The 19,634-nt window shown below is 70.4% G+C and carries 17 protein-coding genes and 1 pseudogene; 6 read left to right on the top strand and 12 right to left on the bottom strand.

The genetic code is table 11. The features are described 5' to 3' along the window. Positions 1 to 143: 143 nt before the first annotated feature. Complete coding sequence (locus tag GEM_RS25440) at positions 144 to 596, top strand: hypothetical protein (protein WP_014900289.1); 453 nt, start codon at positions 144 to 146, stop codon at positions 594 to 596. Between the two features lie 102 nt (positions 597 to 698). Continuing rightward, on the top strand, positions 699 to 2,717 hold the full coding sequence (locus GEM_RS25435) for an LssY C-terminal domain-containing protein (protein WP_014900288.1): 2,019 nt from the start codon (positions 699 to 701) through the stop codon (positions 2,715 to 2,717). A gap of 121 nt (positions 2,718 to 2,838) precedes the next feature. On the opposite strand, the gene GEM_RS25430 is transcribed toward GEM_RS25435, so the two are convergent. The 4 genes from GEM_RS25430 to GEM_RS25415 form a co-directional block, all read right to left on the bottom strand. Beyond that, positions 2,839 to 3,393, bottom strand: coding sequence for a protein-tyrosine-phosphatase (locus tag GEM_RS25430; protein WP_014900287.1), 555 nt, complete (start codon positions 3,391 to 3,393; stop codon positions 2,839 to 2,841). 217 nt (positions 3,394 to 3,610) lie between these two features. Next, the gene (locus tag GEM_RS25425) at positions 3,611 to 6,079 is read right to left on the bottom strand and encodes an alpha/beta hydrolase fold domain-containing protein (RefSeq protein WP_014900286.1); all 2,469 of its coding nucleotides are present in this window, start codon (positions 6,077 to 6,079) and stop codon (positions 3,611 to 3,613) included. Beyond that, a complete protein-coding gene (locus tag GEM_RS25420; RefSeq protein ID WP_014900285.1) occupies positions 6,066 to 7,793 on the bottom strand; it encodes a GMC family oxidoreductase in 1,728 nt (575 codons plus the stop codon). Before GEM_RS25420 ends, GEM_RS25425 begins: the two co-directional genes overlap by 14 nt. 26 nt (positions 7,794 to 7,819) lie before the next feature. After that, positions 7,820 to 9,241: a coniferyl aldehyde dehydrogenase gene (locus GEM_RS25415; protein ID WP_014900284.1), complete on the bottom strand. Its 1,422-nt coding sequence runs from the start codon at positions 9,239 to 9,241 to the stop codon at positions 7,820 to 7,822. A gap of 144 nt (positions 9,242 to 9,385) precedes the next feature. Here GEM_RS25415 and GEM_RS25410 point away from each other — a divergent pair, with 144 nt between their 5' ends. After that, positions 9,386 to 10,432, top strand: a complete 1,047-nt coding sequence (locus GEM_RS25410; protein WP_014900283.1) for an AraC family transcriptional regulator — start codon at positions 9,386 to 9,388, stop codon at positions 10,430 to 10,432. 58 nt (positions 10,433 to 10,490) lie between these two features. After that, entirely contained in the window at positions 10,491 to 11,000 is a 510-nt protein-coding gene (locus GEM_RS25405) for a GNAT family N-acetyltransferase (protein ID WP_014900282.1), read from the top strand. 93 nt (positions 11,001 to 11,093) lie between these two features. On the opposite strand, the gene GEM_RS25400 is transcribed toward GEM_RS25405, so the two are convergent. After that, positions 11,094 to 11,549, bottom strand: coding sequence for an Lrp/AsnC family transcriptional regulator (locus GEM_RS25400; protein ID WP_014900281.1), 456 nt, complete (start codon positions 11,547 to 11,549; stop codon positions 11,094 to 11,096). Between the two features lie 117 nt (positions 11,550 to 11,666). Here GEM_RS25400 and GEM_RS25395 point away from each other — a divergent pair, with 117 nt between their 5' ends. Together GEM_RS25395 and GEM_RS30570 are read left to right on the top strand one after the other, a co-directional pair. After that, positions 11,667 to 12,212: an RBBP9/YdeN family alpha/beta hydrolase gene (locus GEM_RS25395; RefSeq protein ID WP_014900280.1), complete on the top strand. Its 546-nt coding sequence runs from the start codon at positions 11,667 to 11,669 to the stop codon at positions 12,210 to 12,212. A gap of 246 nt (positions 12,213 to 12,458) precedes the next feature. Then, positions 12,459 to 12,743: pseudogene (locus GEM_RS30570) on the top strand (YbfB/YjiJ family MFS transporter); the annotation flags it as partial. 25 nt (positions 12,744 to 12,768) lie between these two features. Here GEM_RS30570 and GEM_RS25385 read toward each other — a convergent pair. The 7 genes from GEM_RS25385 to GEM_RS25355 are packed head-to-tail and all read right to left on the bottom strand — an operon-like array spanning position 12,769 to position 19,602. Next, the gene (locus tag GEM_RS25385) at positions 12,769 to 13,815 is read right to left on the bottom strand and encodes an ABC transporter substrate-binding protein (protein ID WP_014900278.1); all 1,047 of its coding nucleotides are present in this window, start codon (positions 13,813 to 13,815) and stop codon (positions 12,769 to 12,771) included. Next, positions 13,812 to 14,963 carry an NAD(P)/FAD-dependent oxidoreductase gene (locus tag GEM_RS25380; protein WP_014900277.1) on the bottom strand — a complete coding sequence of 384 codons (1,152 nt, stop codon included), beginning with the start codon at positions 14,961 to 14,963 and terminating at the stop codon, positions 13,812 to 13,814. The genes GEM_RS25385 and GEM_RS25380 overlap by 4 nt, the downstream gene beginning before the upstream one ends. Next, complete coding sequence (locus tag GEM_RS25375; RefSeq protein ID WP_014900276.1) at positions 14,956 to 16,401, bottom strand: NAD(P)/FAD-dependent oxidoreductase; 1,446 nt, start codon at positions 16,399 to 16,401, stop codon at positions 14,956 to 14,958. Before GEM_RS25375 ends, GEM_RS25380 begins: the two co-directional genes overlap by 8 nt. Beyond that, on the bottom strand, positions 16,398 to 16,745 hold the full coding sequence (locus GEM_RS25370) for a (2Fe-2S)-binding protein (protein ID WP_014900275.1): 348 nt from the start codon (positions 16,743 to 16,745) through the stop codon (positions 16,398 to 16,400). Before GEM_RS25370 ends, GEM_RS25375 begins: the two co-directional genes overlap by 4 nt. After that, a complete protein-coding gene (locus tag GEM_RS25365; RefSeq protein WP_014900274.1) occupies positions 16,745 to 17,539 on the bottom strand; it encodes an ABC transporter permease in 795 nt (264 codons plus the stop codon). Before GEM_RS25365 ends, GEM_RS25370 begins: the two co-directional genes overlap by 1 nt. After that, positions 17,536 to 18,519: an ABC transporter permease gene (locus tag GEM_RS25360; protein WP_014900273.1), complete on the bottom strand. Its 984-nt coding sequence runs from the start codon at positions 18,517 to 18,519 to the stop codon at positions 17,536 to 17,538. The genes GEM_RS25365 and GEM_RS25360 overlap by 4 nt, the downstream gene beginning before the upstream one ends. Beyond that, positions 18,520 to 19,602, bottom strand: a complete 1,083-nt coding sequence (locus GEM_RS25355; protein ID WP_014900272.1) for an ABC transporter ATP-binding protein — start codon at positions 19,600 to 19,602, stop codon at positions 18,520 to 18,522. Between the last annotated feature and the right edge of the window lie 32 nt (positions 19,603 to 19,634).

Genomic DNA, 19,634 nt, shown 5'->3' with positions numbered 1-19,634 from the left:
AATGGTACAGGCGACAGGGTCAGATGGGGTGGGTGTTCCCCGGGACGTTGCCGCCGGCGGGAGGGGGCGACGCCTCACGAACGGGCCTGATTCAGAGATAAACTGGTGCCCGATTGACCCGTGCCATCCGAGGAGTCTCCACGATGATCGATCTCGCCGAGATACTGCCGTCCGCGCTGCCCGACGCCGTCGCCTGGGCCGACACGCAGGCGGCGAACGGGCTTGCGAACGGCGTGCCGCTGACGCCGGCGCAGGCCGACGATGCACGTGCCGTGGGCGTCGCGCAGCCGGAGCGGATCCGTCTCGTGATTGCCGACCGGCTGCCGTTCCCCGACACGCCTGCGTTGGGCGCGATCGCGCGCGACACGGGGCTGCTGTCGCCCGGGACGATCGGCCTCACGCTCGGCCATGCGGTGTTCGTGCTGCGCGGCCACGACACGCGGCGTCTGCTCACGCACGAGTTCCGCCATGTGCACCAGTATGAAGCGGCCGGATCGATCGGCGAGTTTCTCGCGCGCTATCTCCTCGAGATCGCGACGGTGGGCTACCACGATGCGCCGCTCGAGGCCGATGCGCGGCAGTTCGAGTTCGACTGACGTCGCCGGCCGGCGCGAACGCGCGCACACTCCGATGAACCTTCCACACGCCTTCGCGGGCCCGGCGCATGCAGGCCGCACCGCGACACCGCGCGGCCCGCGATGAGCGACACGATCCACGCGTGGCTCGGCGCGATCGGCGCGCATCCGGTGCTGGTGCTGGCGATCGTGTTCGTCACCGCCTGCGCCGAGGCCATCGCGCTGGTCGGCACGATCGTGCCGGCCGGCGCCGTGATGTTCGCGGCCGGCACGCTGATCGGCGCGGGCGCGCTCGATGCGTGGACGACGATCGGCGTCGCGGCCGCCGGCGCGATCGTCGGCGACGGGGTCAGCTACGAGCTCGGACGGTACTACCGCGGTGCGATCCGGAACGGCTGGGTCCGGTTGGGCTACGCGGATGCGTATGCGCGCGGCGAGCAGTTCGTGCTGCGGCACGGCATGAAGAGCATCGTGCTCGCGCGCTTCCTGGCGCCGGTGCGCGCGGTCGTGCCGGTCGTGGTCGGCTGCGCGACGCTGCCGCGCCGGTCGTTCTATCCGGTCAACGTCGTGTCGGCGCTGATCTGGGCGCCCGCGCACGTCGCGCCGGGCATCCTGTTCGGCGCGTCGGCGGCGCTGGCCGCGGCGATCAGCGTGCGGGTCGCCGCGATCCTGCTGGTGGTTGCCGCGCTGGTCGCGCTCGTATGGATCGGCGTGCGCCTCGCGCTGCGGCGTGGCTGGCCGTTGCTGGGCCGCGCGGCCGGCGCGGCCTTGCATGCGTGCGTGCGGCGCTGGCCGCGCTTCGGCGCACGGCTGCACGGCGCGATCGACCGGATGCGCCGCCTGCCGGGCGCCGTGCCAGGGTTCGCGCTGCTGTTCGTCGGCTGCGTGTGGCTGTTCGCCGGGATCGTGCAGGACGTCGTCGCGAACGATCCGCTGATGCACGCCGACATCGCGCTGTACGCGTTCCTGCAGGACCTGCGCACGCCGCCCGCGGACGCCACGATGCGCGCGCTCGCAGTGTTGCATGGACGCGATACGGGGCTGATCGTCGCGGCCGCGTTTCTCGTCTGGCTGTTGATTCATCGCTGCTGGATCACGTCCGCCTGGTGGCTCGCGACGGTCGGCATCGCGGTCGTGCTCGTGCCGGCGTTCGGCGCCGGCACGCCCGGTGCGACGCCCGCGAGCCTGCCGCCCGGCGCGCTGCATGTGCCGTTGCCCGATGCCGACGCGGCGTTCGCGATGCTCGCGAGCAGCGGCATCGGCTGGGTGCTGGCGCGCGACCGGCCCGCACTGTGGCGCATTCCGGTCGTGACGGCGGTCGTGCTGTGGATCGTGCTCGGCGGCTTCGCGCGGCTGTACGTCGGCGATACCTGGCTGTCCGGCTTGCTTGGCGGCTGGAGCCTCGGGCTCGCGTGGTTCGCGGTGCTGGCCGGCGCGCATGCGTACTGGCAGGTGGGCGAGCACGTGCAGCCGAGGGGGGCGCTCGTCGCGGTGCTCGTCGTGCTCGCGACGGCCGGCGTCTGGACGGTGCCCGCGCAATGGCAGCTCGATCGTGCGGCGCGTCCGCATGTGGGCGACGTCGTCGCGATGACCGTCGACCAGTGGCTGCGCGGCGGATGGCAGCGCGTGCCGACGCGCCGCACCGAGATCGGCGGCGATCGCGAGGAATATCTGCTGCTGCAATGGTGCGCGACTTCGGATACGCTCGATCGCCATCTTTCGCTGGCCGGCTGGCAACGGGCGACGCCGTGGTCGCCCGCGACCGCGCTGCGCTGGCTGTCGCCGCAGGCGCCGGCCGACGCGCTGCCCGTGCTGCCGCGCTACACGCATGGCGAGAGCACGCGCCGCGTGTTCGTCCGCGTCGATCCGGCCCGGCCTGACAGCCGCCTCGTGCTGCGGCTGTGGCGTTATCCGTATGTGCTGCAGGATGCGCTCGGCATGCGGCCGCTGTGGTACGGCGCGCTGTATCGCGAGACGCTGCACCGGCCGGCGCGGCTGATGACGACCGTACGCACGACGACGATCGACGATACGGCGACGGTCGCGCAGGCGCTGCAGGTCGAGCCGACGATCGAGCGGCCGCCGGCGGGGATGAGCGCGGCGCCGGCCGCGATGCTGCTCGTGTGGATGGTGCAGCCCTGACGGCCGTGTGCGGTATTACGCGTGCGCCGGCTGCGCGGGGACGACGGACAGGCGCAGGCAGACGGTCAACCCGCCGGCGCCGCCGCACGACGCGACGGGCGACCCGGCGGGCCCACGCGCGTTACGGTTTCGCGGGCGCGGCCGTCGCGACCTTGTCGAGTGCGACCGGGAGGAACGCGTCGAGCTGCGCGGTCACCGATTCGTAGAAGGCGATCGGCTTGCCCCACGCGTCGGGCACGTCCTTGTGCTCGCCGGTCGCATATTCGGCGAGCGTGAACACCTTGCCCGCGGCCGCGGGATAGAGCGCGAGCACCTTGTCCTTGTGCTTGTCGGTCATCGTCAGGATCACGTCGGAGTGCTTCACGTCGTTCGCGTTCAGTTGCACCGCACGATGCGCGGACGTGTCGAGCCCGCGCCGCTTCATCAGGATCACGCCGTTTTCCTCGGGCCTGTCGTCGTACGGATCCTCGTCGACCGCGCGCGAGATCACCGCGATGTGCGCGTGCCGTTGCGCGATCAGTTGTCCGGCGATCGCTTCGGCCATCACGCTGCGTCCGGTATTGCCCGTGTCGACGAATGCGACCTTCTTCGGTTCGTCCGCGAATGCCGACGTCGCGCACTGGACGCCCAGGCAACAAAGCAGGGCAAGCGTCTTGAGGGTGTGGCTTTTTTTCATTGGTGTCTCCGCAAGTGTTGGGGGAGCCGCCGCGCCATGGCGGCGCGGCGGCTTGCGGAGATCATGCCGGCCGCGCGTGTCGGAAAAAAATAAACGGCAGGTTTTGGCAAGCGGGCGTCGCATTGTTGCAAGCGGGCACGGCGACGGCGCATGCGCCGTCCGTCCGGCCGACCGGGGCAGCCGGGCAACGCCGCCTCGCTCGCCGTGCATCACCGGTTCATCGCGACGCCGCTGCCGTTGCGTTCCCCGTCACCCGCTGCGCAGCAAACCCCGCTAGCGTCCGCAACGCATCCCGTGCCGAGCGCAGATAGAACGCCTGCAGATGAAACACATGCCAGCGCGCGGCATGAATCTCCAGCCGGCACGGCACGCCGCAGGCGAGCGCATGATCCGCGAGCCGCTGCGCATCCGACAGCAGCACCTCCTGGTCCCCGGCCTGCACCAGCATCGGCGGCAAGCCGCGCAAGTCGGTGTCGAGCGGGCCGCGCGCCGCAACCGAGCCGGCGCCGTGGTACCAGCGCAAGCCCTGCTCGAGCCAGCCGCGCCGGATCATCGGGTCGTCGTGGCGGCGCGATGCCAGCGTTGCGCCACCCAGCGCCGGATCGGTCACGGGCGAGATCAGCAGCAGCGCGGCCGCGGCGGGCTCGCCACGCTCGCGCAGCGCAATGGCGAGCGCCAGTGCGAGCGCGCCGCCGGCCGAATCGCCGGCGATGACGATCCGCTGCGGCGCGTAGCCCTGCGCGCGCAACGCGGCGTAGGCGGCCAGCGCGTCGTCGAGTGCCGCGGGGCTCGGATGCTCGGGGGCGAGCCGGTAGTCGGGCACCCACACCGGCAGGCCGGCTTCGGTCGCGAGCCGCGTGGTCACGCCGCGATGCGTATGCGGGCCGCCGAGACAGAACGCGCCGCCGTGCAGATAGAGGATCGCGCCGCCCGCGTCGCCGCGCTTCGGCGCGATCACTTCGACCGGCACGCCAGCCGCGGCAGTCCGGTAGCGCAGCGTGCCGCCCGCGCCCGGCATCAGCGGCGACAGCAGCGCGACGACGCGACGTTGCATGCGCGCGCCGAACGGCGGCCCGATCAGCGGCCGGAACGCGACGCGCAGGAAGCCGCGCAGCGACGCGGCGGCGAGCGCCTCCACGCGGCCGGCAGGCGGCGCGACGACGACCCCGTGCGTCGGCGTGGCGGGGCCGGGCAGCGGCTGCGTGAAGCGGTACGCGGACAGCCCGGTGAAGCGCGTGATCCATCGATAGGTCAGCGTGAAGCCAGGCCAGTTGGTGCTGTTGTGGCCCGACGCATCGACGTACCAGCTCTTGCAGCCGCTCCACACCGAGCCTTCGAGCCGCTGCTGCACGTGTGCGTTGAAGCGTCGGTAGCGGCGCGGGTCGACGTCGATCGCGCTCGCGCCGTCGCGCCGCATCGCGCGCACGCAGCGCATCACGTGTGCGATCTGGCTTTCGAGCATGTAGACGATCGAGTTGTGGCCGAGGTTGGTGTTCGGGCCGTACAGCATGAAGAAGTTCGGAAAGCCCGGTACGGTGAGCCCGAGATACGCCTGCGCGCCGCGTCGCCAAGCGTCGTTCAGGTCGAGCCCGTTGCGGCCCGTGATGCGCATCGGCGACAGGAACGACGTGGCCGCAAAACCGGTGCCGTAGACGATCGCGTCGACCGGGTGGTGCACGCCGTCGTCGGTCTCGATGCCGTCCTCGGTCACGCGCCGGATGCGCTGTGTGACGAGCTCGACGTTGTCGCGGGCGATCGCGGCGAGGTAGTCGCTCGACAGCAGGATCCGCTTGCAGCCGACCGGATAGTCGGGCGTGAGCCGTTCGCGCAGCGCGGGGTCGCGCACGTCGCGCGCAAGCAGCTTGCGGAACGGCCGGCCGACCGCGACATCCATCAGCCCGCGCAGCCGCGTGAACGCGATCGCACGCGATTCGTAGCGCACGTAGATCGACGCGCGATGCAGCTTCATCGCCCACGGCAGCCGGCGGAACAGCGCCCGCTCCCATGGGCGATACGCTCGGTCCGGGCGCGGCATCACGTAGGCCGGCGAACGCTGGAACACGACGAGGCGCTCGACGTCGCCGGCGATCGCGGGCACGAACTGGATCGCCGATGCGCCGGTGCCGACCACGGCCACGCGCTTGCCCGCGAGCGGATAGTCCTGATCCCAGTGCGCGGAGTGGAATGCGCGGCCGCGGAACGTGTCGATGCCGCGCAGGTCGGGCAGCGCGGGCCGGCTCAACTGGCCGGTGCCGCTCACGAGCACGGCGGCGCTGAGCACGGTGCCGTCGGCGAGCGTGACCTCCCACAGCGCGCGGGCCTCGTCATAGCGCGCGCGCTCGACCTCCGCGCCGAAACGCAGGTAGCGCGCGAGGCCGTACTTGCGCGCGCAATGCTGCAGGTACGCATGGATTTCGGGCTGCGGCGCGAACACGCGCGACCAGTTCGGGTTGGGCTCGAACGAGAACGAGTACAGGTGCGAGGGCACGTCGCACGCGGCGCCCGGGTAGCGGTTGTCGCGCCACACGCCGCCGACGTCGTGCGAGCGTTCGACGATCATGAAGTCGTGAATGCCGGCGCGTTGCAGCGCGACTGCCATGCCGATGCCGGCGAAGCCGGCGCCGATGATGAGCACCGCCAGCGGCGCGGCCGATGTGGCGGGACGGGGGGCTTCAGGCGATGACATGGCGGGTTTCCTCGAGCTGGGTCGCATCGTGCGACGCGCACGACGCAGGAACGGTGTCGCGGTGTGCCGGCGCGGCGGCCGGTTCGCATTCGGTGTCGGCAGGTGCGCGTGCCGGCGTACGCTGCACGCCGCGCATCAGGTCGACGGCCTTCTCGGCGATCATGATCGTCGGTGCGTTGGTGTTGCCGCCGATCAGCGTCGGCATGATCGACGCATCGACGATGCGCAGCCCCTGCAGGCCGTGTACGCGCAATTGCGGATCGACGACCGCGAGCGCGTCGCGTCCCATCCGGCACGTGCCGACCGGGTGATACACGGTGTCGGTGCGCCGGCGCAGCACGTCGCGAATCTCGTCGTCGGTCGTCACGTTCGCGGTGAACATGTCGCGCGTGATCCATTCGGCGAGTGCCGGCGCTTCCATCAGCCGGCGCGTGAGCCGGAAGCCGGCGACCATGTCGTCGACGTCGCGCGGATCGTCGAAGAACGCGGGGTCGATGCGCGGCGCGGCGAGCGGATCGGCGCTGTGCAGCGTGACCGAGCCGCGGCTGCGCGGCCGCAGCAGGCACACATGGCACGACAGCCCGTGGCCGGTGTGCAGCCGGCGCGCATGATCGTCGACGAGCGCGACCACGAAGTGCAGCTGGATGTCGGGCGCATCGAGGTCTGCACGCGTCTTGAGGAAGCCGCCGCCTTCCGCGAAATTCGACGTCAGCATCCCGCGCCGTTCGCGACGAAAGCGTGCGAATTCGCGCAGCATGCGCAGCCCGCCGCGTGCGGACACGCCCATCGTGTCGACGCTGCGCGCGCGGTAACCGAGGATGAAATCCGGATGGTCCTGCAGGTTGAGGCCGACGCCGGGCAGCGCGGCGCGCACCGGAATGCCGAGCCGCTGTAGTTCGCGGCCCGGGCCGATCCCCGACAGCATCAGCAGCTGAGGCGTCTGCAGCGCGCCGGCCGCGAGCACGACTTCGCGCCGTGCGCGCAGCGTGCGGACTTCGCCGTGCTGCCGCACCTCGACGCCCGTCGCACGCGTGCCGTCGAACAGGATGCGCAGCACCTGCGCGTGCGTTTCCACCGTCAGGTTGTCGCGGCGGCCGACGTGCGGCAGCAGGTACGCGCGCGCCGCGCTCCACCGTTCGCCGTGTTTCTGCGTGACCTGGTAGAGGCCGACGCCTTCCTGCTGGGCGCCGTTGAAGTCGTCGGTGAGCGGCAGGCCGGCCTGCCGCGCCGCTTCCAGGTAGCGCGCATGGAACGGGTTGCCGGTGCGCAGGTCGCTGACCCACAGCGGGCCGTCGCGGCCGTGCCAGGCGTCGTCGAAGCGCTCGTTGTGCTCGCTCAGGCGGAAGTACGGCAGGACGTCGTCGTAGGCCCAGCCCTCGTTGCCGAGCGCGGCCCAGCCGTCGTAATCGACGCGATGGCCGCGAATGTAGACCATCGCGTTGATCGCGGATGATCCGCCCAGCGCCTTGCCGCGCGGCTGATAGCCGATGCGTCCGCCGAGCCCCGGCTGCGGCACCGTGTCGAACGCCCAGTTGTTCACACGGGTCGGCAGCATCGCGACCGCGCCCGTCGGCACGTTGACGATCGCGTTGTCGCCGCGGCCGCCGGCCTCGAGCACGCAGACGGTCACGGCCGGGTCCTCGGTGAGGCGCCCCGCGACGACGCAGCCGCCCGAACCGCCGCCGACGACGATGTAGTCGAAAGTCTTGCTCATGAAATCGTCTCCCGATGGTCGATGGGTCACGCGATGCGCGTGAGCGCGCGCAGCAGCAGGTCGAAGGTCCTGCCGTACGGCGGGTGGAACAGCGCGGTGCCGCTGCGGCGCGCCTGGTGGAACACCGGCTTGTGATGGCTGAACGTGTCGAAGCCCCATTTGCCGTGATACGCGCCGATGCCGCTCGGGCCGACGCCGCCGAACGGCTGGTGTTCCTGTGCGAGATGCCACAGGCAGTCGTTTACCGTGACGCCGCCCGACACCGTTTCGCGCAACACGCGATCGCGGCGCGCGGCGTCGCGGCCGAACCAGTACAGCGCGAGCGGGCGCGGCCCGCGGTTTACGCGCTCGATCGCGTCGTCGAGATCCGCGTATTCGACGATCGGCAGCACGGGGCCGAAGATTTCCTCGCGCATCACGCGCATCGTGTCGCGCGCGCCGAGCACGAGCGTCGGCGCGAACTTGCGCGAGCCGGCGGGGAAGCGTTCGCCGGCCGGATTGACTTCGAGCACGCGTGCGCCGCCGTCGCGCGCATCGTCGACCAGGGCCGCGAGGCGGTCGCGGTGGCGCGCGCCGATGATCGCCGTGTAGTCGGGGTTGGCGATGAGTGTCGGGTAGCGGCGCGCGATCGCGTCCGACACGCGCGCGGCAACGGTCGGCGCGGTGCCGGCCGGCACCAGCAGATAGTCGGGCGCGATGCAGGTCTGGCCGGCATTGAGCAGCTTGCCGAACGCGATGCGCCCGGCCGCGTGCACGACGTCGCACGACGGATCGAGGATCGCCGGCGACTTGCCGCCGAGCTCGAGCGTGACGGGCGTGAGGTTCGCGGCCGCGGCTTGCGCGACGTCGCGGCCGACCGCGGTCGAGCCCGTGAAGAACAGATGATCGAACGGCAGCCGCGCGAATGCCTTCGCGGTGTCGACGTCGCCGGTGACGACGCTCAGTTCGTCGGCGTCGAACGCGCCGGCGACGAGCGTGTCGAGCAGCGCCGACAGTCGCGGCGTCAGTTCCGACGGCTTGACCAGCACACGGTTGCCGGCAGCGAGCGCCGCGACCGCCGGGCCGATCGCAAGCTGCAGCGGATAGTTCCACGGGGCCATCACGCCGACGACGCCGCGCGGTTGCGGCGCGAGCCGGTTGTAGCCGGGCCGGAAGTGCGCGGCGGTCGGCACGCGGCGTTCGCGCATCCAGTGCCGCAGATGCGCGCGTGCATGACGCAGGCCGCTTCGAACCACGAACAGTTCGGCGAGCTGCGTTTCGTGCGCGGAGCGTCCACCGAAATCGGCGTCGATCGCGCGCACGAGCGCGGCTTCATGCGTCTCGAGCAGCGCGCTCAGGCGCTCGAGCCGCGACAGGCGGATCGCGAGCGGCGGGGCGGGATCGCGGGCGAATGCCTCGCGCTGGCGTTCGAAGCGGGCGGCGAGGTCGGGTGGGCGACTCGGTCGCATGGTGTCTCCTCCGGGGGGCGTTGGCGTCGTTCGGGCGACGACTGATGACGCCGATGGTGCGGGCCGCATGGGAAAACACCAATGCTGCTTGGGGACAATTGTTTTAGTATTTGGGCCAAATCGGCGCTTCGAGGGTTTCTCCGCATGAGCTTCTGGGATTTCACCCGGAGTCCGGCCAGCGCCCGGCTGCTGGTCGATTTCGGCGACGAGCGCGGCGTGCCGCGCACGAAGTTGCTGGCCGGCACGGGCCTCGCGGACGCGCAGCTCGACGACCCCAACGTCGAGGTGACGGCCGCGCAGGAGCTGCGGCTGACCGGCAACCTGCTGCGCGCGCTCGGGCGCGCGCCGGGCCTCGGGTTCGAGGTCGGGCAGCGCTATCACTTCTCCGCATACGGCGTGTGGGGCTACGGGCTGATCGCGAGCGCCACCGCGCGCGACGCGCTGGCGCTGGCGATGCGCTTCCTGCCGCTCACGTATGCGTTCACCGTGATCACGTACCGCGAGGAAGCCGGGACGGGCATGCTCAATTTCGGCGCGCCGGAGCTCGACGCCGACCTGAGCCGGTTCCTCGTCGAGCGCGACATGACCGCCGCGGCCGTGCTGCTGCGGGAAATCGGCGGCGGCGATTTCGCGTTGTCGCGCTTCACGGTGCAGGCTGCGAGCGCGCCGAGCGCCGCCGCGGTTGCGTCGCGCCTCGCCGGCATCGAACCCGCGTTCGGCGCGCGCGCGAACAGCCTCGCATTCGATCGCGCGTTTCTCGACCGGCCGCTGCCGCATGCGAACCCGCTGACGGTCTCGATGTGCGAGCAGATGTGCGGCCAGCTGGTCGAAGCGCGGCGCGCGCGGGTCGGCACGGCGGAGATGGTGCGGCAATATCTGACGGCGACGCCCGGCAACGTGCCGTTCTCGCTCGAGGACATGGCACGGCTGATGAACACGAGCCCGCGCACGTTGAAGCGCCGGCTGCAGGAGGAAGGTACGACGTTCCGCGTGCTGCTCGCGCAGGCGCGCGGCGCGATGGCCGAGACGCTGCTCGGTGATGCGCACCTGTCGCTGACGGAGGTGGCCGAGCGGCTCGGCTTCAGCGACCTGTCGAGTTTCTCGCAGGCCTTCAAGCGCTGGTATGGGGTGCCGCCGGGCACCTATCGCAGCGGCCTGCTGCGCGACGACACCCGCACCGGCGCGGCATAGCGCCATGCGTGTCGGCTGGCACGCGCGCATCCCCCCAACCCTTCACGAGAGAACCCGCATGATCACGCTACGCCTGATGAACGAAGACGATTTCCCCCGCTTCTGGCCCACGTACCACGCGATCGTCGCCGCGCAGGAGACCTATGCATTCGATCCCGCGTCGACGCGGGAAGCCGCTCGCGCGCTGTGGTTCGACGCGCCGCTTTGCACGTGGGTCGCCGAGGAGGACGGCGTGCTGCTCGGCTCGTACTACCTGAAGGCGAACGCGGCCGGGCCCGGCAATCACGTGTGCAATTGCGGCTACATGGTCAGCGAGGCGGCGCGCGGCAAGGGCGTCGCGCGCTTGATGTGCGAGCACTCGCAGCAGGTGGCGCGTGAGCGCGGCTTTCTCGCGATGCAGTTCAACTCGGTGGTCGCGACGAACGAAGTGGCGGTCGCGCTGTGGCAGAAGCTCGGCTTCGACATCGTCGGCCGGTTGCCGCGCGCATATCGTCACGCGCGGCTCGGCTTCGTCGACTGTCTCGTGATGTTCAAGTGGCTCGGCGACGCGGCGGACGCCGAAGCCTGATTCCGGCGTCAGCCGGCGAATTCGGTTCATCCGCCACCGGTGAGCAATCGCGTTCGATGAGCGGCAACGCGCAACGCCGGGCCGGCGCCGACTTCAACCCAGCAGCGCTTTCCCGAGCGGCTTGACCGGCTCGGACCGGAGCACCAGCGAAGTCGTGACCGGGCCGAAGCGCGCAATCGCGTCGATGATCGTTTCCAGCTGGCCGGGTGTCGGCACGAGCACCTTTAGCAGGAAGCAGTCTTCGCCGGTCATCCGGTGGATCTCGATGACGTGCGGCATCTCGGCGAACGCACTCAGCGCCGGCTTGATGTGTTCGTGCGTCGTTTTCAGCCGGATGATGGCCATCATCCCCAACCCGAGCGCCGCCGGATCGATCCGCGCGCCATAGCCGGCGATGATGCCGCGCTCTTCCAGGCGCTTGACGCGCTCCGAGGTCGCGGGCTGTGACAAGCCGATGCGCCGGCCGACTTCGGACAACGGCGTGCGCGCATTGTCCTGCAGCGCTTCGATGATCGCGATATCCAGGCGATCGAGCTCTCCGTCCGGCATGGCGGCCTTCCTGTTCCGTTAATTCATCGGGATTCTGTCTCAATATCCGATGACTTGCCATTCCCCGCAGAGATCCGGCGGGCCAGACTGCGAACTCTCATGTTCATGGAGGCAGGAATGGATCGAAGCATCGTCATCGTGCCGGGGATCGGCAACTCGGGACCGGATCACTGGCAGAGTCACTGGGAGGCGGCGTTTCCGCGCGCCACACGCATTGCGCCGGCGTCGTGGGATGCGCCCGACCTGAGCGACTGGATCGCGGCGCTGGATGCAGCCGTCGCGGAGGCCCGGACGCCGCCGGTCGTGGTTTGCCATTCCCTCGGGTGCCTGCTGTTTGCGCACTGGCACGCCGCTGCAACACGCCCGCTGCACGGGGCGTTTCTCGTGGCGGTGCCCGATCCGGACGGGCCGAATTTTCCGGTCGCCGCACAGGCGTTCGCGCGTTTGCCGGCCGGCGATTTCGGCAGCCGGCCGGTGGTGGCGATCGCCAGTTCGGATGATCCGTACGACCCGTCGGGGCGAGCGATTGCATGGGCCGCGGAGCGCGGCGCGAAACCGCTCGTGCTCGGCGCGCGCGGCCATCTGAACGGGGCTTCCGGGTTGGCAGGATGGGATGAGGGGCGCGCGCTGTTCGCGGCCTTTACGGCCGGACTGGGTGCGTAGCGCATGCCGGGCGCCGGCACTCGGTTGCGCGTTTCCGGGCGACTCGCACGGGGTCGCCGCAGCCGGAGCACGCCGATGTCGCGGCGGGTCAAGGATCATCGGCCGATCGGCGCGCACGCTTCGGCAGTCGAGATCGACGCACGCCGCAAGACGGATTCCGCATCGACGACGGCCGGGCCGTCACGCCGCGTCGGCGGTGCAGGCGCCAGGCCCGTACCCGCCTCGAACCACGACGGAGACACACCCATGCGCGCAGTGCCGCAACCGGAGCATGCCGGCCAGACGCAGACGCGGCCGGACGCCGGCGCCACCGAACCCGACCGCATGGCCGCATGGCGGCTCGCGATCTGCCTGTCGCTCGGCAGCGCGATCGCGCTCGGCCTCGCGCGCTTTTCCTATGCGCTGTTGCTGCCGCCGATGAAGGCCGATCTCGGCTGGACCTTCGCGCAGGCCGGCGCGCTGAACACGGCCAACGCGGCCGGCTACCTGCTCGGCGCGTTCCCGTTCCCGTCCCTGTCGCGGCGCGCGCGGCCGTGCCCGCGTGCGCCGGGGTCCGTCACCGCTCGATCTGCCGGTTCCAGCGCGTATCCCACTGCGCACGGCGCGCATTGATTGCCGTCCAGTCGACCACCGTCACCTTGCGCACCAGATCGTCGACGTTGCCGAGGCTTTGCTGCATTGCGGCGGGCATCTTTGCGAGGCGGTTGGTCGGGATCTGCTTGCCGGCCTCGGCCGCCTTCGTCTGCGCGGGCGCGGACAGCAGGAACTGCGCGAGCTTCTGGGCCAGTTGCGGGTCCGGATTGTTCGCGACCACGCACAGGTCGACGAGCAGCAGCACCGGTCCTTCCTTCGGATTCGCATACGCGACCGGAATGCCCTTGTCCTGCAGGTCGCCGACGCCAGTCGGCGTCAGCGGGAACAGGCCGGCTTCGCCCGTCTGCACCATCTCGGAGATCTTCGCCGAGTTCGGGATGTACTCGACGACGTTCGGGCCGACCGTGCTCGCCCACTTGCTGAAGCCGGGCTCGACGTTCTGTTCGTTGCCGCCGAGCAGCCGGTTGATCGCGAGGAAGCCATGCAGCCCGAACGTGCTGCTCGACGCGGACTGGAACACGACCTTGCCCTTGTATTTCGGGTCGGCGAAATCCATCCACGACGTCGGCGGCGCCCAGCCTTTCTCCGCGAACAATTTCTTGTTGTACGCGATGCCGGTCATCCCGAGCTGCACGCCCGCGCCGACGTCGTCCTTCATCCGCGCGAACGGATACAGCTCCTTGAGCACAGGCGAATCGTCGAGCTTCTGGCATACGCCGAGGCTGACCGCGCGCGCCATCACGCCGTCGTCGAGGAACGCGACGTGGATCTGCGGCTTGTTGCGGTTCGCGAGCAGCTTTGCGAGCACGTCCGACGACGTGCCGGGCACGACGACGACCTTCACGTTGTTCGCCTTCTCGAAGTCGGGCAGCACCTGGCTCGTATAGGCCTTCTCCATCGGCCCGCCGTTCATGCCGACGTAGATCGTCTTCGTTTGCGCGAACGCGGGCGCGCCGGCGCCTGCGATGCAGAGGGCGGCAGCCGCCGCGATCGTTCCGAGCAGTTTCACTTGTGGGTCTCCTCTTGACGGAAAGGGGCGGTCGGCGCAGTTTGCGGTGCAAAGCGGCCGATCGAGAATGCATCGAGTGGCGTGGCGGATTCGCCGGTCGTGACGAGATCGGCGAGCACCTCGCCGACGCCGGGCGCGAGCAGGAAGCCGCCGCCGGAAAAACCGAATGCATGCAGCAGGTTCGGCGTGGTACGGCTCGCGCCGATGATCGGGTTGTGGTCGGGCGTGCAGCCTTCGACACCGCTCCACGTGCGGATCAGCAGCGCGTCGCGCAGCGCGGGCAGCAGCGCGCATGCATCGCGCATCGCCGCGCGCGTCGCGTCGACCGACGGCTGGCCGAATTCACCGTCGCCGCGGCCGCGCCCGCCGCCGATCACGCAGTTGCCGCGCGCGACCTGCCGCGCGTACACGCCGCCGCCGTACACGCCGAGGTTGTGCGTGATGAATGGCGGCAGCGGTTCGGTCACCCACATGTTCGGGTAGATCGGCTCCATCGGCACGGCTTCGCCGAAGCGTTCGGCGATCGTGTTCGCCCATGCGCCTGCCGAGTTGATCAGCCACGTCGCGGTGCATGCACGGCCGCCCGCATGGACGTGAAAGCGCGTGCCGTCGTGCCGGACGTCGTCGACCGGTGTGTGCTCGAATACCTCGGCGCCCGCCACGCGGGCCGCGCGCGCGAACGCGGGCGACACGATGCGCGGGTTCGCGTGCCCGTCGGTCGTGCACAGCGAGCCGCCGACCGCCGCGCGGCCGAGCCACGGATAGCGGCGGTGGAACGCGTCGCCGCGCATCACCTGCAGCGACAGGCCGTGCTCGCCGGCGAGCGCCGCGTAGGCATCCAGCGCATCGAGATCGGCGTCGCTGCGCGCGAGTCGCAAGTGGCCCGACACGACGAATTCGCCGTCGATGCCGATCAGCTCGGGCAGGCGATCCCAGATGCGCCGCGCGCGCAGCGCGAGCGGCAGCTGTTCGGCGGGACGACCCTGGCAGCGCACGCCGCCGTAGTTCACGCCGCTCGCCTGCGCACCGCAGTCGCGACGCTCCAACAGCGCGACGCGCAGCCCGCGTCGGGTGAGCGCCAGTGCAGCCGACGCGCCGACGAGCCCGCCGCCGACGATCGCGACGTCGTAGTGACGGAGTTCATTCATCGCGTGCCTCGTCGGGAATCGCCGCGACCTCGTCGCCCGCGAGTGCGGCGGAGATCGGAAACGGCTTCACCGGCGGTTGCGCACGCAACCGCCCGACCTCCGGGAGCGGGCGGCCGGTTTCGGCGGCCAGCACGAGCGCGGTCGCGTCGCCGCACATGCGGCCCTGGCAGCGGCCCATCCCGGCGCGTGTCAGCGCTTTCAACCGATTCAGTTCGGTCGCTTCGCCGCCGCGGATGCAGCGCCGCAGCGTGCCCGCGTCGATCTCCTCGCAGCGGCACACGATCGTGTCGTCGGGGCAGCGCGCGGCGAGCGCGGCCGGCGGTGCGAACGCCGCTTCGAGGCCCGCGCGGAACGCGCCGAGCCGGGCAAGCGTGCGATCGAGCGTCGCCACATCGGGCTTGCCGGCCAGCGACGGCGGCGACGATGGCGTCACGATGCCCGCATCGTCGAGCAGCGCGAGCGCCGCGCGTCGTCCGGACGCCTCGGCCGCGTCGGCGCCCGCGATGCCGGCGCCATCGCCCGCGACGTAGATGCCGCGCACCGACGTGCGGCCGGCCGCGTCGCGTTCCGGCAGCCATGCGCTGTTGAGCAGATCGAATCGGAACCGGCAGCCGGCGAGATCCGCGAGCTGCGTTTCCGAACGCAGCCCGAAGCCGAGGCCGAGCGCATCGCAGTCGATCATCCGCGGCGGCGCATCGCCGCCGGCCGCGTGCCATGCGAGGCCCGTCACGTGCCGCTCGCCGAGCACGCGCTCGAGCGTGACGCCGGTTTCGATCGCGACGCCGTGCGCGCGCAGCCAGCCGATGTAGTACAGCCCCTTCGCGAAGGTCGACGGCATGCGCAGCAGCGCAGGGACGGCGGCCGCCTGCTGGCGCAGCGGGCTCGTGTCGAGCACGGCCGCGACCTGCGCGCCGGCCTTCGCATACTGATACGCGACGAGATACAGCAACGGCCCCGTGCCCGCGAACACGATGCGGCTGCCGATCGCGCAGCCCTGCGACTTCAGCGCGACCTGCGCACCGCCGAGCGTATAGACGCCCGCGAGCGTCCATCCCGGCACCGGCAGCATGCGATCGGTCGCACCGCTCGCGACGATCAGGTGCGAGAACGGCACGGTCGTTTCGCGGCCGTCCTGCAGCGTGTCGACACGGCCCGCGCCACACGCCCATGCGAGCGTGTTCGGCCGATAGTCGACGTGCGGCAGCAGCGCGGCCATCGTCTGGTGCACGGCATCGGCCTTCGCGGCCTCGAAGCCGTACAGCACGCGCTTGCCGCGCGCGAACGTACCGTCCGCCGGCGGCTGGCGGTAGATCTGTCCGCCCCAGCGCGCGTTCTCGTCGATCACGACGGGGCGCAGCCCCGCGTCGACCAGCGCCTCGGCGGCACGCACGCCGGCCGGCCCCGCGCCGACGATCACCGGTCGCAGTGCGTCGCTCATGATGCGTCTCCGGCCACGGCGGGCTGCGCGCCGGTGAGAATCCGCATGCCTTCGGCGATCGGCGTCGAGCATGCGCGCACGCGTGCGCCGGCCTCGGTGCGCACCCAGCAGTCCTGGCATGCGCCGATCAGGCAGAAGCCCGCGCGCGGTTTGCCGCTGAATTCGCTCACGCGCACGCGGCGCTGCGCGACAAGGATCGCGGTGAGCACGGTGTCGCCGGCGAGCGCCTGCGCGTGGCGGCCGTCGAGGGTGAACGCGATGGCGGCGCGCTCGCGTTCGGCGACGCGCACGAACTGCGCGCCTTCGTCCGGGGTTTCGGTTGAACGGGAAGTGGCAGTCGACATCAGTGTTGGCCGATCAGGATGCGGTTCAGGCCGTACACGCGATCGAGCAGCAGCATCGCGCCGGCGGTGATGAAGATGACCAGCGCCGATACCGACGCCATCATCGGATCGATCGATTCGGTCGCGTACATGTACATGCGCACCGGCAGCGTGACCGTCTGCGGCGACGTGACGAAGATCGACATGGTCAGCTCGTCGAAGCTGTTGATGAACGCGAGCAGCCAGCCGCCGGTGATGCCCGGCACGATCATCGGCAGCGTGATGCGGCGGAACGTCGTCCACGGATCGGCGCCGAGCGAGCACGCAGCCTGCTCGACGCTGCGGTCGAGGCCGGCGACGGACGCGAGCACGAGCCGCATCACGAACGGCGTGATGACGATCATGTGCGCGACCACCAGCCACGCGAACGAACCGGTTGCGCCGATCAGTGCGAAGAAGCGCAGCAGCGCGATGCCGAGCACGAGGCCGGGGATCACGAGCGGCGACAGCAACAGGCCGTTCAGGAACGCGCGGCCGGGAAACGCCGCGCGGCCGATCGCGAGTCCGGCGGGCAACGCGATTGTGAGCGACAGCGTCGCCGACGCGAACGCGAGCTTCACGCTGTTGGCGAATGCGGTGACGAAGTCCGGATAGTCGAGGATCGCGCGGAACCAGCGTAGCGACAGGCCATGCGTCGGCAGCGTCAGCGTTTCGCCGGGCGTAAACGCGACGAGCACGACGATCACGAGCGGCGCGAGCACGAACAGGATCACGAGCGTGTGGAACGCCAGGGCGAAGGGGCCGTTTTTTCTCATCGGGAAGCGCCTCCGAGGCTGCGCGCATAGCGGCGTTCGAGCACGCGGTAGTAGGTGAGCATCACGACGAGGTTCGCGACCAGCAACAGCACCGCGATCGTCGCGCCGAGCGGCCAGTTCAGCGAACCGAGGAATTCGTCGTAGACGGCGGTCGCCGCGACCTTCAACCGGCGTCCGCCGAGCAGGCCGGGAATTGCGAACGCGCTCGCCGACAACCCGAACACCATCAGGCTGCCCGACAGCACGCCCGGCATCAGTTGCGGCACCACGATGCGGCGCAGCGTCGTGAACGGCGATGCGCCGAGCGACAGTGCCGCGTACTCGGTCTGCGGATCGAGCCGCTGCAGCGCAGTCCATACGGGAATCACCATGAACGGCAACATCACGTGCACCAGCGCGATCACGATCGCGAACGTCGTGTATTCGAGCTTGTACGGCCCGAGGCCGACGAGCCCGAACGCCTGGTTCACGAGTCCGCTCGTGTTCAGCAGCATGCTCCAGCCGAACGCTCGCACGACGACCGACACGAGCAGCGGAGCGAGGATGACGAGCAGGAACAGCGAGCGCCACGGATCGCGCATCTTCGACAGCACGTACGCTTCGGGCGTGCCGATTGCGACGCAGATCGCGGTGGTCAGCGCGGCGATGCCGAACGTGCGTGCGAAGATCGTATGGAAATACGATGAGCCGAGCACCTCCGCGTAGTTACCGAACTGGAACGCAGCGATCGGGCCGGTGGCCGGGTCGTAACGGTAGAACGTGAGCGCGAAGGTCATCGCGAGCGGCACGAGCACGAGTGCGGCGAACAGCGCGGATGCGGGCGTGCACATCAGCCACAGCGGCGCGTGCGCGCGCCACGTCGCGCGCAGCGTGGGGCCGCCGCAGGCACGGGGCGGCACGGCATCCGCGGAAGCCGCGGCCGATTGCGCGAGCCCGGCCGGCGCGCCGTCGGTCGAGAGCGGGCGGGTAGGCTGTCCCATTCAGGCCTCCCGGCGCATCACGCGCACCGCGTCGCTGTGCCAGTCGACGCCGACCGGCGCGCCTTCCGCGAGCGGCTCCGCGCCTTCGTTCTGGCAGCACACGAGCACTTCGCCGAGCGCGCTGTCGACGCGGTACAGCCACTGGCTGCCGAGGAAGAAACGGCTCGTGACGGTCGCGGCGAAGCGGCCCGCGCCCGGCGCGCACAGCCGCAGCTTCTCGGGACGGATGCATACCGACACGGCGTCGCCGATGCGCATGTCGCGTTCGCGCGCCGGCAGGTGCGCGGCGCGGCCCGTCTCCGCGAGATCGTGGCCGAGGTCGATGCGGATCGCGTCGTCGTCCTGCGCGACGATCGTGCCGGGCAGCAGGTTCGCCTTGCCGATGAACTGCGACACGAAGTGGTTCTCCGGGCGTTCGTACGCGCGGTACGGCGTGTCAGTCTGAGTGATGCGGCCGGCTTCCATCACGACCACGCGATCGCTGATCGACAGCGCTTCCGATTGATCGTGCGTGACCATGATCGTCGTCGTGCCGATCTTGCGCTGGATCGCGCGCAGTTCGAACTGCATCTCTTCGCGCAGCTTCGCGTCGAGGTTCGACATCGGCTCGTCGAGCAGCAGCACCGGCGGTTCGATCACGACCGCACGTGCGATCGCGACGCGCTGCCGCTGCCCGCCGGACAATTCACGCGGAAAGCGGTGCGCGAGCGCATCGAGGCGCACGAGCGCGAGCGCTGCGCGGATGCGCTCGGCGCGCTCGGCCTTGTCGACGCCGCGCATGTCGAGACCGAAGCCGACGTTCTCCGCGACGCTCATGTGCGGAAACAGCGCATAGCTCTGGAACACGATGCCGAGCCCGCGCCGGTTCGGCTTCATGTGCGTGATGTCCTGTCCGTCGAGCGCGATGCGGCCGCGCGTGACGTCGACGAAGCCGGCGATCATCTGCAGCGTCGTGGTCTTGCCGCAGCCCGACGGCCCGAGCAGCGACACGAATTCGCCTTGTTCGACCGACAGGTTGACGTCGGCGACGGCGGTGAGCTCGCCGAACGATTTCGTCAGATCCGTAAGCGTGAGAAACGACATGGGGAGCTCCGGGTTCGCACACCGGATGGCCG

The sequence above is a fragment of the Burkholderia cepacia GG4 genome, from assembly GCF_000292915.1.
In the GTDB taxonomy this organism is placed as follows: Bacteria; Pseudomonadota; Gammaproteobacteria; order Burkholderiales; family Burkholderiaceae; genus Burkholderia; species Burkholderia cepacia_D.
The sequence above is the reverse complement of the archived record's forward strand: the minus strand, read 5'-3'. Positions and strand labels throughout refer to the sequence as shown.